Raw genomic sequence first — 12,306 nt, 5'->3', positions numbered from 1 at the left:
GGGTCCGATCCGGAAAACACGCGGGAAAAGACCCCCGGGCCCCGCCGAGGAAGCCCCCCGGGGTGCCTTCGGCGGGGCCTTCGCGCCGCTCCGGCCCCCCGCGCCGACCCCCGGACCGGCCGTCTCGAAAAAGCCCTGGACACGGCCGCCTGGGACCCTGCCACACCCGCTCTGACCTGCGCGTTCACCTCCCAATCCCTAGGATGGGCGCACACGGGGGGAGGCCGCGCGAGCAGCGTCGGCCGCTGCGGCGACCTCCGCCCGCCGACGTGCCCAGGACGGCCCAGGGAGGGTGCTTCATGACCGAGTCCGACAACCCCAGTCGGCCCGCGGACGGGAACCAGATCGCGTACGACGGCAGTCAGATCCAGATCCTGGAAGCCCGCGAGTCGATCCGCAGGCGCCCCGGCATGTACATCGGCTCGATCGGCGAACGCGGCCTGCACCAGCTGGTGTACGAGGTCGTCGGGTACGCCGTCGACGAGCACGTGGCCGGCCACGCCGACGCGATCGACGTCACGATCACCGCGGACGGCGGCATGCGCGTCGCGGACAACGGGCGGGGCCTGCCCGTGGAACCGGAGGAGTCCACCGGCAGGTCGGCCGTCGAACTCGTACTGACCGAGCTGTCCTTCGGCTCCGGGCCCCGCTCCCGCCACCATGTCTCCGGCGGCCTCAGCGGCCTGGGCATGTGCGTGGTCAACGCGCTGTCGGACCGCCTCTCGGTCGAGGTCCGGCGCGACGGCTTCCGCTGGACGCAGGAGTACGAGCGGGGCGTCGCGCTCGCGCCCTTGACGCGGCACGAGGCGACGACCGGGCACGGCACCACGATCGTGTTCCGGCCCGACGCGGGCATCTTCGAGACCACGCGGTACTCGTTCGCCACGCTGACGGAGCGCTTGCGCGAGCTGGCCTTCCTCAACGCGGGCCTGGCCGTCTCGCTGACCGACGAGCGCCCGGAGCGCCCGGTCCGGTTCCGGCACGAGGACGGCCTCCGGAAGTTCGTCACCCACCTCAACCCCTACCCCGTGGCCCCCGTCCACTCCCCCGCCATCGGCTTCGCGTCGGAGAGCGGGGACGGGACGGTCCGCGCACAGGTCGCCCTGCAGTGGAACACCGGGCCGCGGCAGGAGATCCGCACGTTCGCGAACAGCACCCGCACCCTCGAGGGCGGCGCCCACGAGGAGGGCTTCCTCACCTCGCTCACGGCCGTCCTCAACGACCACGCGCGCCGGCAGCGGCTGCTGCCCGCGGACGACGGTGAGCCCGCCCGGGAGCTCACCGCCGAGGAGGTCCGCGGAGGACTGGTCGCGGTCGTCTCCGTCACACTCGCCGATCCCGTCTTCGAGGGATCCACCAGGAGCAGGCTCCGCAACGCCGAAGCGGGCGACTGCGTCCGGGATGCCGTCCGCGAACACCTCGACGACTGGCTGGAGCGGCATCCGGGCGAGGCCGCGGCCATCATCCGTCACATCGTCAACACGGCCACCGGGTAAGGGAGATGCTGACGTCGGACGATGGTGTACGGGGGCTCGCGTTCCGACGGAGCGGTGCCCCCCGGCGCGTGTGAGGAGCCCCCGCAACGGGAACGCGACAGGCAGGGCGGTGAGTTCCGCTCCATTTCGATGGCGCTCCGGGCGAAACCGGAACGCCCTGCCTGCCGTTCTCCCGTCGGCGGACTGCCCGCCGCCGGCCCCGCCGTCTCACCCCCGGAGGAGTTCTGATGGCCCTCCTCACCACCCTCGCGGTGATCCTCGTCGTCTGGTGCGCCGCCGGCCTGGCCACCGCCGCGCTCTACGCCGCCGTGCGCACCCGGCACGTCCGGCGCCAGCGGGCCCGGGTGCCGCTCCGCCCGAGGCAAGGAGCGCTACCCGGCCGGTCCGACGTCCTCCCGCGCCGCTAGGGCTGTGACCGGAAAGGTTTGCGGTCGGCTGTCCGGATGCCGATCAGGGAGCCACCCGCCCACGGTCCTCGGCCGGGCCCCCTCTATCCTTCCGGGACCGCGGAGCACGGTGGTCCGCGCGGGGGGAACGGGATCGTGGAAACAATCGGTGACCTGGTGCGACGTGCCGTCCGGTCATGTCCGGAGTGCGGGGCGGGCGTGCCCGTCGACGAGCGGTACGTCGTCTGGTGCGCGGCCTGCGACTGGAACGTGGATCCGGGTGCGCCCGATCCGGAGGGCGGCCGGATCGCCGCCGCCCGGCGGCGGATGGCCCGGAAGCACGGGGAGCAGCTCGCGGCCGAGATGGAGCGGTCCGGCGAGTCAGGCCAGTCCAGCGCCTCCCGCCGGTCCGGCGAGGCCTTCGGACCCGTGAAGCACGACGCGAATACGGTCGTGGCGTTCGGGATCGCCCTGCTCGTGAACGGCGTGACCGTGTTCCTCGCGGTGGCGGGGGTCCTGCTGCTGCTCCTGGGCTGGGGCGCCGGGATCCTGCCGGCGATCGGCGCGCTGATGCTGGGCCTGGCTTGGCTGATGCGGCCGCGGCGCCCGCGCCTCCCGAAGGACGGGCCCGTGCTGTACCGGGCGGACGCGCCGGAGCTCTTCGCGCTGATCGACGACGTCGCGGATGTCGTCGGGACGACCGGCGTGCACGTGGTGGTGGTCGACACCGACGCCAACGCCTCGGTCACGAACTACGGCCTGAGGGCGCGGCGGCTCCTCACCATCGGCCTCGGGCTGTGGGAGATCCTCTCGCCCCACGAGCGGGTGGCCCTGCTCGGTCACGAGCTGGGCCACTTCGCCAACGGGGACACCCGCCGGGGCGCCTTCATGGACGACGCGCTGCGCGCCCTGGCCATGTGGAACTACGTCCTGACGCCCCTCCCGCACAGCGGGCTCGTGGACCGGATCATGGCCGTGCTGATGTGGCTGCCCCGGTGGACCGTCTTCGGGCTGCTGACGCTCCTGGACCACCTGACCCTGCGCCAGTCGCAGCGCGCGGAGTACCTGGCCGACCGGAGTGCGGCCCGGGCCGGCTCCACGGAGGCGGCCGCGGCGCTGATGGACCGGCTCTTGGTGTGCGGGTCCGTCGGGGACTTCCTGCGGCGGGAGTCAGTGGGTGCCCGGACCAAGGTCAGGCTGGGCGGACGGGACGGGCGCGCGGACGGCGGGCGGCCCGAGGACGGGTTGTGGGAGCGGCTCGCCGCGAACTTCGCCGACATGCCGGAGCACGAGTACGAGCGCCTGCGGCGGGTCGCGGCCCTGCGCGGGCACAGCGTCGATGCCACGCACCCGCCGACCCACCTGCGCCGCCGGTGCGCCGCGGTGCACGGCCCCTTCGCACCGCAGGTCCCGTACGCCGCCGCGCGCGCGGCCGCGGTGGCCGGCGAACTGGCCCCGGCCCGGGCCGTACTGGCCCGGGAGGTCATCCGCGACCACGCGGGCTGAGGAGGGGCGGCCCCGGGCCCTGTCCTATGATCGCCTCCGTGACGTCCGCACTGATCCTCGTCGACCTGATGCCCCGCATCATCGCCCTGCCCGTGGCACCGCACTCAGGTGAGCGGGTCCTGGACCGCTGTCGCCTGCTCGCCGAGGCGTTCAGGGCGGCCGGCCGGCCGGTGGTGGCGGTTCGGGTGGAGCGGCCCGGCGTGAGCGAGCAGCCTCCGGGCAGCGGCTTCGCCGACGGTCTGGTCCAGCCCGGGGACGTCGTGATCGTCAAGCGCACCGTCGGCGCGTTCCACGGCACCGGCCTGGACGACCGACTGCGCGGTCTCGGCGTGGACACGCTGGTGCTCGCCGGACTGGTCACCACGATGGGGGTCGAGTCCACCGCGCGGGCCGCGAGCGATCACGGCTACGAGCTGGAGTTCGTCGCCGACGCCATGTCCGGGTTCGCCGCCGACGAGCACGACTTCACCGTGGAGAAGATCTTTCCGCGGTTCGGCGACGTGCACGACACCGCGCACTACGTCTGAGCCGGGCGCGAGCACCGCGCGTACCGGCCGAAGGCGACCGGACCGTCCGGCGCACTGTACGAAGGCTCTTGTGAACGAACAGATCCAGCCCGCGACCGTTCGCCTCTTCGTCGCCCTCGCCCCGCCCGACGAAGCGAAGGACGAACTGGCGCGAGCGCTCCGCCCCGCCTACGAGGCGTACCCGCACATGCGGTGGAACCGCATCGAGGACTGGCACATCACGCTCGCGTTCCTCGGCGAACTCCCGGTCGGGGCCGCCTCGCTGCTGCAGCCTCCGCTGGCGGAGCTCGCGGCGGCGCGCGGGCCCGTACGACTGGGCCTGCGCGGCGGCGGGCACTTCGGCGAGCGGGTGCTGTGGAGCGGGATCGACGGTGACGTGGACGGGCTGCACCTGCTCGCCACGGACGTGCGCGCCGTGGTCAAGGAGTGCGGCATCCCCTTCGAGGACCGGCCGCTGCGCCCCCATCTGACGTTGGCCCGCGCCCGCCGGAACGATGCCTCTTCCGCCGTGGAGGCCGCCGCCGGACTGGCCGGGTTCACCGGCCGGCCGTGGCCGACGGAGCGCCTGCACCTGGTCGGCAGCAACATCGGCCGCGGTCCGGGAGCGATCCACTACCGCGACATCGAGGCGTGGAACCTCGGCGGCGGGCACCCGGCCTGACCCCGGCCCCCGGGGCTCGGAGATGTGTATACGGGACAGCCCGGCGGCATCGCCCGGGCCCGGACCCTGCCCCGCTCCCGCGGCGGGCGCGGGCGCGGCTGCGGCTGCGGCCTGCTGTGCGGCGCTCTCGGCGGCGCCGGCAGCGGCACCCCCGTCGCCCTGGCCGCCCTGGCCGCCCTGGCCGCCCTGGCCGCCCGCACTCTCGCCGGCGTTCCCGCCGGTGCTCCTGCCGGTGTTGTCCGACATCGCTTCCCTCCCCTGTCCAGCCGCCCCCGGCTTCCCAGTGGGGGCGGCGCAGCGGACAGAGTAGGCCGGTGGAGGGATGTTTTGAACAGGATCAAAAGAGCTCTGTGTCAGGACCGTGACAATCGGATCGGGACATCTCCCCAGCTCCGAGCCCCGGCCACACCAGCGGTGACCGCGACGGCGACCGGCCGGTCAGGAGATGTCCGGCAGCCAGGCAGGCAGGGCCTCGGTCCGTGCCAGCCAGGCCTGCGGGAGCACCGCGTCCCCGCGCGCGCCCAGCACCCCGCCGACGATCGCGCAGGTGGTGTCCACGTCGCCGCCGACCTGGGCTGTGGTCCAGAAGGCCCGCTCGTAATCGTCCAGGCTCCGCGCCGCCGACCACAGGGCGAAGGGCACGGTGTCGTGGGCGCTGGTGCGCCGCCCGCAGCCCAGGACGGCCGCGACGGTCGTCGCGTCGTCGTAGTCCAGCATGCCGCGCGCCCTGCGCAGACCGGCACCCACCGCGCTGCGCGGAACCAGCGCGATGACCCCGTCCAGCAGGTCGGCGGCCTTCGGCGGCCCGTCCGGAGCGGCGGCCAGAGCGGCCGCGGCGGCCACGGCCATCGCCCCGCACACCGCTTCGCGGTGCTGGTGGGTGGTGTAGGCGGAGATCTCCGCCTGGTGGGTGGCCTGCTCCGGGTCGTCGGCGTACCAGGCACCCAGCGGGGCGACCCGCATGGCCGCGCCGTTGCCCCACGAGCCCTGCCCGTTGAACAGTTCGGCGGCGAGCGTGCGCCAGTCCGCGCCCTCGCGGATCAGGCGCAGCATCCGGTTCACGGCGGGCCCGTAGCCGCGGTCGAAGTCGTGGTGGTGGGCGAAGGAGGCGGCCAGCGCGTCCTGGTCGACCCGTCCGTGCCCGGCGAGTACGGCCACCACCGAGCAGGCCATCTCGGTGTCGTCCGTCCACTGCCACGGATCGGTTCCGGCGGGCAGCTCGCGCCGCTTGAGCAGCGGGTAGTTCACGGGGACGAAGTACTGGGAGCCCAGGGCGTCACCCAGGGCCAGGCCTCGAAGGCTGGCCATGGCGCGTGCGTAGCGCCTTTCGGAAGAGGAGTCAGAGGTCATCGCGCTTCACTCTAGCCGTCCAGGTCGTAGGGCTCGGCTGTGGTCCACCGCTCAAACGGGCGGTCCATCCGGTACCGCCCGTCGGGTCCGAGCAGCAGGACCCGGTATTCGCCGTTCCCGGGGTTGGAGAGGGCTTCGAACTCGGCCACGGACCAATGGAACCAGCGCATGCAGAACAGTCTCATCGTCAGACCGTGCGTCACCAGCAGGACGTTCTCCGGGTGGTCCTCGGCTTCGAAGCTGCGGTAGAGGCTCTCCAGGAAGGCCCCGACCCGGTCGTAGACGTCCGCGCCCGACTCCCCCTGCGCGAAGCGGTAGAAGAAGTGGCCGTACGCGTCCCGGTACGCCTTCTGCAGCCGTACGTCTTCCCGCTCCTGCCAGTTGCCCCAGTCCTGCTCGCGCAGCCTCGGCTCCTCGCGCATCCGGACGCGCGCCGGGTCCAGCCGCAGCTCCCGGAAGGTCTGCAGGGTCCGGCGGTACGGGGAGACGTACGCGCTGACGTGCTCGCCGCCGAAGAGCTCCCGGAGCCGGACGCCGGCCTCCGCGGCCTGCTCGCGGCCGGCGCGGGTCAGCCTCAGGGCGTGGTCGGGCTCCCGCTCGTACACCGTGTCATCGGCGTTCCCCTCCGATTCCCCGTGTCGGACAAGGACGATGCGCCGTGGTCGAACCATCCCACGACCCTATTCGGCCATCAGCGGGCACGCCGACCGGGGCACGCCGGTCGGCCGGACGGCGACCATACAGTCGGCTTGTCGGACCGGTCTGCCCGCGGTCAGACCGTCCAGGAGGGCTCGAGGTCGACGACGTCTCCCGTGAGGGCCTCCACGTCGGCCTGGATCTGGGCGCGCAGGGAGAGCCGCTCCACGCGCTCCTGGCGGTACTTGCCGTGCTCGGCCGCCGCGTGCCACATCGACAGCACCAGGAACTCCCGGCCGGGAGCCTCGCCGAAGAGGCCCCGGACCATGCCGGGCGAGCCTGCCATGGCCGGGTTCCACACCTTCTCCTGCATGAGGGCGAAGTGGTCGACCCGGCCCTCGCGCACCCGTGTGTGGGCGACCCGGACGACGTCGGCGTCGGTGAAGCGGGGCTCGAAGCCCGTCTTCACATCGAAGCGGTGGTCGAAGAGCGTGACCCGCGCGTCGGTGTAGGTGCCGTTCTGGGAAGCGGCCAGCCTGTCGTGCGAGCGGGCCATGAAGGAGTCGTAGAAGGAGCGGCTCTCCCAGAACGCGAAAACATGCGCCACCCCCTGCCGGCCCCGGCTCCAGCCGCCGCCCTGTCCCCGGAATCCGGGTTCGCCAGGCAGCCCCGCCCATTTGCGCTGCCCGCGCTCGAACCCGCGTCGGTCCGTCACCGTGCAGCGAATCCACTTGACCAGCACTGCGCCATCGTACGGTCCCGGCGGGGCCCGGGTCAGTCCCCGGCGCGGTACATCCGCAGGAGTTCGGACGCGTCCCGCTCGGGCAGCCGAAGCCCGAACTCCCGGTCGAGCAGGGCGAGCAGCCCGTCCGAGGCGACTTCCCGCCGCTCAACCCGCCCGTCGGGCCGCAGCCGCGTGAGCTCCCGGCCCACGAGGGCCACCCGAGCGGAGTCGCCCGGGCGCTGGACGATGACCTGGCCGACGAAGGCGGAGCGGGGGTGCGAGGAGGTGTAGTGGTTCAGGACCACGTAGTCGACGGGGTGGTAGGGCTGCGGCGAGAAGGCGTACAGGTCGCGCCAGGTGCCCTCGCGCGACACGCAGAGCACGAGGACTCCGTCCGCCTCCTCCCGGACGCGGAACACCCACTCCCCCTGCCGCGCTTCGGTGCCGGGGCGCGACAGCGGCACGGGCTCGCGCGGCGTCTGCCAGCCGAACCCGGCGTCGCAGAGCCAGGGTTCCCCGTCCACCGTGACGACGAGCATCGCGTGCGTCACCGCGAGCAGGGAATCCCCCCGGGTGCGGTTGCGGGCGCCGCGCCCGGAGACCTCGAAGCCGATCCGCTCCAGGACGGCGGCCAGCAGCGTGTTCTGCTCGTAGCAGTAGCCGCCGCGGCCGGCGTGCACGAGCTTCCCCTCGATCGCCTTGACCTCCAGCTCGATGGGGCGGCCGAGCAGCACGTCCAGACTCTCGAAGGTGATCGCACCGGTGTGGGCCCGGTGTACTGCCTTCAACGTCGCCAGGTCCGCCCGGAGTTCCCCACCGTCCCAGCCGATCCTCGCCAGATAGGCGTCCAGGTCCAGCTCGTCACCGCTCCACATGGCTTCCCCGCTCTGCGCTTCACGAAAAACACGGAGCGCCCCGGTGGTACCGCCCCACACAATGATCGGCATGACGGCCCTGCACACCACCCCTATCTTCGACCGCTTGGCCCCGTGCGAACGGATCCTCGTCGCCGGCGCCGGCGGCGGCTTCGACATCTACTCCGGGCTCCCCATCGCCCTCTCCCTCCTGCACCAGGGCAAGGAGGTGTACCTGGCCAACCTCTCCTTCAGCGCGCTCGCCGGCCTCCCGCTCGACCACTGGGTGGCCCCCGACCTCGCCGCCGTCACCCCGCTCTCCGCGCCGCACCAGCCGTACTTCCCGGAGCGGACCTTGGCCCGGTGGCTGAAGATCCACGGATACCCGTCCACGGTGTACGCCTTCCCCCAGGTCGGCGTGCAGCCCCTGCGGGCCGCCTACCGGACGCTGATCGACCTGCACCGCATCGACGCGGTGGTCCTGGTCGACGGGGGCACCGACATCCTGATGCGCGGCGACGAGGCGGGCCTCGGCACGCCCGAGGAGGACCTGGCCAGCGTGGCGGCGCTGGCCGCGCTGGACGACGTGGCCGAGCGCCTGGTCGTCTCGGTCGGCTTCGGCGTGGACGCGTACCACGGGGTGAACCACGCGCTGGTACTGGAGAACATCGCGGCGCTGGAGCGGGACGGCGCGTACCTCGGCGCGTTCTCGATATCCCGCGCCACCCGGGAGGGCGCGCTGTACCTCGACGCCGTGGCCCACGCGCAGGACCACACCCCGGAGCGCCCGAGCATCGTGAACGGCTCGATCGCCGCGGCCGTCCGCGGCTCCTTCGGGGACGTCCGCTTCACCGACCGGACCCGGGGCGGCGAGCTCTTCGTGAACCCGTTGATGTCGCTCTGCTTCACCTTCGAACTGACCGGCCTGGCCGCCCGCTGCCTCTACCTCGACCGGATCGAGGAAACCCACCTGATGCGCCAGGTGAGCTCGCAGATCGCGATCTTCCGTGACGAGATCACCACCCGGCCGGCCCGGACCTTCCCGCACTGAGCCGCGTACGGATGTGTACGGACGTGCGCGGGGGCTCCGGCGCACGGCGAAGGGGACCGGCCTTCGGCCGGTCCCCTTCGTGCACTGCTGGTCAGCCGCCTGCGCGGGCTACGTCGGACGTGGCGCCCGACGGGCCCGCGCCCGGTGTCAGCTGCAGCCGCTGGTGGAGCCGCAGCCCTCGCAGATGTAGCAGGAGCCGGCGCGCTGCATCTTCGTGCCGCAGGAGAAGCAGAGCGGGGCGTCGGCGGAGACGCCGAGCTGCATCTCGACCAGTTCGGCGTTGGAGTGCGCCGTCTTGGGGGCCGGGACCTGGGCGACCGCGACCGGCTTCGGGGCCGGGGCGGCCGGGACCGCGACCAGCGGGGCCACGGGGGCCGACAGGGTCAGGGACTCGGTGTCGAGCTCCTCCTCGAGGGGCTCGTAGGAGCCCGTGTCGAGGTGGCGCTGACGCTCCTCGGCGGAGTGGATGCCGAGGGCCGAGCGGGTCTCGAAGGGCAGGAAGTCGAGCGCCACGCGGCGGAAGATGTAGTCGACGATCGACTGCGCCATCCGCACGTCCGGGTCGTCCGTCATACCGGCCGGCTCGAAGCGCATGTTCGTGAACTTCGCGACGTACGTCTCCAGCGGGACGCCGTACTGCAGACCGACCGAGACCGCGATCGAGAAGGCGTCCATCATGCCCGCGAGGGTCGAACCCTGCTTGGACATCTTCAGGAAGACCTCGCCGAGACCGTCGTCCGGGTAGGAGTTCGCGGTCATGTAGCCCTCGGCGCCACCGACCGTGAAGGACGTGGTGATCCCCGGGCGGCCCTTCGGAAGGCGCTTGCGGACCGGGCGGTACTCGATGACCTTCTCGACGGCCGTCCGGATGGTGTCCTCCGCCTTGGCGGTGACCTCCACCTTCTCCTCTTCCTTCTTCTTCGCGGAGAGGGGCTGGCCGACCTTGCAGTTGTCGCGGTAGATCGCGAGCGCCTTGACGCCCAGCTTCCACGCCTCGAAGTAGATCTCCTCGATCTCCTCGACGGTCGCCGTCTCCGGCATGTTGACCGTCTTGGAGATCGCGCCGGAGATCCAGGGCTGGATCGCGGCCATCATGCGGACGTGGCCCATCGCGGAGATGGAGCGCTCGCCCATCGCGCAGTCGAAGACCGAGTAGTGCTCCTGCTTCAGGCCCGGGGCGTCGACGACCACGCCGTGCTCGGCGATGTGGGCGACGATCGCCTCGATCTGCTCTTCCTGGTAGCCCATGCGGCGCAGGGCCTGCGGCACGGTGCCGTTGACGATCTGCATCGAGCCGCCGCCGACGAGCTTCTTGAACTTGACCAGGGCCAGGTCCGGCTCGACACCGGTGGTGTCACAGGACATCGCGAGACCGATGGTGCCGGTGGGCGCGAGGACGGAGGCCTGCGAGTTGCGGAAGCCGTTCTTCTCGCCGAGGTGGATCACGTCCTGCCAGGCCTCGGTGGCCGCGGCCCAGATGATGTTGTCCAGGTCCTCGGTGCGCGGCGCGACGGCGTTGGCGTCGGCGTGCTGCTTCATGACGCGCTTGTGCGACTCGGCGTTGCGGGCGTAGCCGTCGTACGGGCCGACGATCGCGGCCAGCTCGGCGGAGCGCTTGTACGCGGTACCGGTCATCAGCGAGGTGATCGAGGCGGCGAGGGTGCGGCCGCCGTCCGAGTCGTACGCGTGCCCGGTGGCCATCAGCAGGGCGCCGAGGTTGGCGTAGCCGATGCCCAGCTGGCGGAAGGCGCGGGTGTTCTCGCCGATCTTCTGCGTCGGGAAGTCCGCGAAGCAGATGGAGATGTCCATCGCGGTGATGACCAGCTCGACGACCTTGGCGAAGCGCTCGGCGTCGAAGGACTGGTTGCCCTTGCCATCGTCGTTCAGGAACTTCATGAGGTTGAGCGAGGCGAGGTTGCAGGACGTGTTGTCCAGGTGCATGTACTCGCTGCAGGGGTTGGACGCGGTGATGCGGCCGGACTCGGGGCAGGTGTGCCAGTTGTTGATCACACCGTCGTACTGGATGCCCGGGTCGGCGCAGGCCCAAGCGGCCTCGGCGAGCTTGCGGAAGAGCGACTTGGCGTCGACCGTCTCGATGACCTCGCCGGTCATGCGGGCGCGCAGGCCGAATTCGGTGCCGTTCTCGACGGCCGTCATGAACTCGTCGTTCACGCGGACGGAGTTGTTGGCGTTCTGGTACTGGACGGACGTGATGTCGTCGCCGCCCAGGTCCATGTCGAAGCCCGCGTCGCGCAGGGCGCGGATCTTCTCCTCTTCCTTCACCTTGGTCGCGATGAAGTCCTCGACGTCCGGGTGGTCCACGTCCAGGACGACCATCTTGGCCGCGCGGCGGGTGGCGCCGCCCGACTTGATCGTTCCGGCGGACGCGTCGGCGCCGCGCATGAAGGAGACCGGACCGGAGGCGTTGCCGCCGGAGGAGAGGAGCTCCTTGGAGGACCGGATGCGGGAGAGGTTCAGGCCGGCGCCGGAGCCGCCCTTGAAGATCATGCCCTCTTCCTTGTACCAGTCGAGGATCGACTCCATGGAGTCGTCGACGGCGAGGATGAAGCAGGCGGAGACCTGCTGCGGCTGGGCCGTGCCGACGTTGAACCACACCGGCGAGTTGAAGCTGAAGATCTGGTGCAGGAGCGCGTAGGTCAGCTCGTGCTCGAAGATCTCCGCGTCGGCGGGCGACGTGAAGTAGTCGAAGTCCTCGCCGGCCTTGGTGTAGGTCTTCACGATCCGGTCGATGAGCTGCTTCAGACCGGTCTCGCGCTGCGGGGTGCCGACCGCGCCCCGGAAGTACTTGCTGGTCACGATGTTGACCGCGTTCACCGACCAGAAGTCGGGGAACTCGACGCCACGCTGCTCGAAGTTGACCGAGCCGTCGCGCCAGTTGGTCATGACGACGTCGCGGCGCGCCCAGGTCACCTCGTCGTACGGGTGCACGCCCGGGGTGGTGTGGATGCGCTCGATACGCAGGCCGCTCTTGGCAGTCTTGGTTCCCTTGGAGCGGGAACCTCGTGCCGAGCTGCTCGCCGTCTCTGTCATGCCGTTCCTCCCAATGCGGGCAAAACGCCCTAAAGTGCCAGCGCTATTCCGCGGCACGGTGCTG

The 12,306-nt window shown here is 71.6% G+C and carries 11 protein-coding genes; 6 read left to right on the top strand and 5 right to left on the bottom strand.

From position 1 onward, the window contains the following. Nucleotides 1–299: 299 nt before the first annotated feature. From DRB96_RS31625 to thpR, 5 genes are all read left to right on the top strand, one after another. Nucleotides 300–1,496 carry an ATP-binding protein gene (locus tag DRB96_RS31625; protein WP_162689108.1) on the top strand — a complete coding sequence of 399 codons (1,197 nt, stop codon included), beginning with the start codon at nucleotides 300–302 and terminating at the stop codon, nucleotides 1,494–1,496. A 227-nt stretch (nucleotides 1,497–1,723) separates the two neighbouring features. Then, nucleotides 1,724–1,903: a hypothetical protein gene (locus DRB96_RS31620; RefSeq protein ID WP_112451540.1), complete on the top strand. Its 180-nt coding sequence runs from the start codon at nucleotides 1,724–1,726 to the stop codon at nucleotides 1,901–1,903. A gap of 135 nt (nucleotides 1,904–2,038) precedes the next feature. Continuing rightward, nucleotides 2,039–3,388, top strand: coding sequence for a M48 family metallopeptidase (locus tag DRB96_RS31615; protein WP_239516529.1), 1,350 nt, complete (start codon nucleotides 2,039–2,041; stop codon nucleotides 3,386–3,388). Nucleotides 3,389–3,414: 26 nt separating this feature from the next. Then, nucleotides 3,415–3,915: an isochorismatase family protein gene (locus tag DRB96_RS31610; protein ID WP_112451538.1), complete on the top strand. Its 501-nt coding sequence runs from the start codon at nucleotides 3,415–3,417 to the stop codon at nucleotides 3,913–3,915. Nucleotides 3,916–3,985: 70 nt separating this feature from the next. Further along, entirely contained in the window at nucleotides 3,986–4,576 is a 591-nt protein-coding gene (gene thpR, locus DRB96_RS31605) for an RNA 2',3'-cyclic phosphodiesterase (protein WP_112451537.1), read from the top strand. Between the two features lie 438 nt (nucleotides 4,577–5,014). Here thpR and DRB96_RS31600 read toward each other — a convergent pair whose 3' ends face one another. From DRB96_RS31600 to DRB96_RS31585, 4 genes are all read right to left on the bottom strand, one after another. Further along, the gene (locus DRB96_RS31600) at nucleotides 5,015–5,926 is read right to left on the bottom strand and encodes an ADP-ribosylglycohydrolase family protein (protein WP_112451536.1); all 912 of its coding nucleotides are present in this window, start codon (nucleotides 5,924–5,926) and stop codon (nucleotides 5,015–5,017) included. Nucleotides 5,927–5,937: 11 nt separating this feature from the next. Further along, entirely contained in the window at nucleotides 5,938–6,597 is a 660-nt protein-coding gene (locus DRB96_RS31595; protein ID WP_112451535.1) for a histidine phosphatase family protein, read from the bottom strand. A 101-nt stretch (nucleotides 6,598–6,698) separates the two neighbouring features. Continuing rightward, on the bottom strand, nucleotides 6,699–7,304 hold the full coding sequence (locus tag DRB96_RS31590) for a YdbC family protein (RefSeq protein WP_112451534.1): 606 nt from the start codon (nucleotides 7,302–7,304) through the stop codon (nucleotides 6,699–6,701). Between the two features lie 32 nt (nucleotides 7,305–7,336). Then, a complete protein-coding gene (locus DRB96_RS31585) occupies nucleotides 7,337–8,161 on the bottom strand; it encodes an arylamine N-acetyltransferase (protein ID WP_112451533.1) in 825 nt (274 codons plus the stop codon). Between the two features lie 70 nt (nucleotides 8,162–8,231). On the opposite strand from DRB96_RS31585, the gene DRB96_RS31580 reads away from it, so the two are divergent. Then, nucleotides 8,232–9,191: a DUF1152 domain-containing protein gene (locus tag DRB96_RS31580; protein ID WP_112453930.1), complete on the top strand. Its 960-nt coding sequence runs from the start codon at nucleotides 8,232–8,234 to the stop codon at nucleotides 9,189–9,191. A 147-nt stretch (nucleotides 9,192–9,338) separates the two neighbouring features. On the opposite strand, the gene DRB96_RS31575 is transcribed toward DRB96_RS31580, so the two are convergent. Continuing rightward, nucleotides 9,339–12,242, bottom strand: coding sequence for a vitamin B12-dependent ribonucleotide reductase (locus DRB96_RS31575; RefSeq protein WP_112451532.1), 2,904 nt, complete (start codon nucleotides 12,240–12,242; stop codon nucleotides 9,339–9,341). Nucleotides 12,243–12,306: the final 64 nt, after the last annotated feature.

Origin of the sequence: Streptomyces sp. ICC1 (assembly GCF_003287935.1) — a bacterium.
Classification (GTDB): domain Bacteria; phylum Actinomycetota; class Actinomycetes; order Streptomycetales; family Streptomycetaceae; genus Streptomyces; species Streptomyces tritrimontium.
Note: the sequence above shows the minus strand (reverse complement) of the source record. Positions and strands in the feature narration are given on the sequence as shown.

Bases quoted from the DNA above. Each gene is read 5' to 3' on its own strand.
- DRB96_RS31625 (WP_162689108.1), top strand. From the start codon at position 300: ATGACCGAGTCCGACAACCCCAGTCGGCCCGCGGACGGGAACCAGATC.
- DRB96_RS31620 (WP_112451540.1), top strand. From the start codon at position 1,724: ATGGCCCTCCTCACCACCCTCGCGGTGATCCTCGTCGTCTGGTGCGCC.
- DRB96_RS31610 (WP_112451538.1), top strand. From the start codon at position 3,415: ATGATCGCCTCCGTGACGTCCGCACTGATCCTCGTCGACCTGATGCCC.
- DRB96_RS31600 (WP_112451536.1), bottom strand. From the start codon at position 5,926: ATGACCTCTGACTCCTCTTCCGAAAGGCGCTACGCACGCGCCATGGCC.
- DRB96_RS31595 (WP_112451535.1), bottom strand. From the start codon at position 6,597: ATGGTTCGACCACGGCGCATCGTCCTTGTCCGACACGGGGAATCGGAG.
- DRB96_RS31585 (WP_112451533.1), bottom strand. From the start codon at position 8,161: ATGTGGAGCGGTGACGAGCTGGACCTGGACGCCTATCTGGCGAGGATC.
- DRB96_RS31580 (WP_112453930.1), top strand. From the start codon at position 8,232: ATGACGGCCCTGCACACCACCCCTATCTTCGACCGCTTGGCCCCGTGC.
- DRB96_RS31575 (WP_112451532.1), bottom strand. From the start codon at position 12,242: ATGACAGAGACGGCGAGCAGCTCGGCACGAGGTTCCCGCTCCAAGGGA.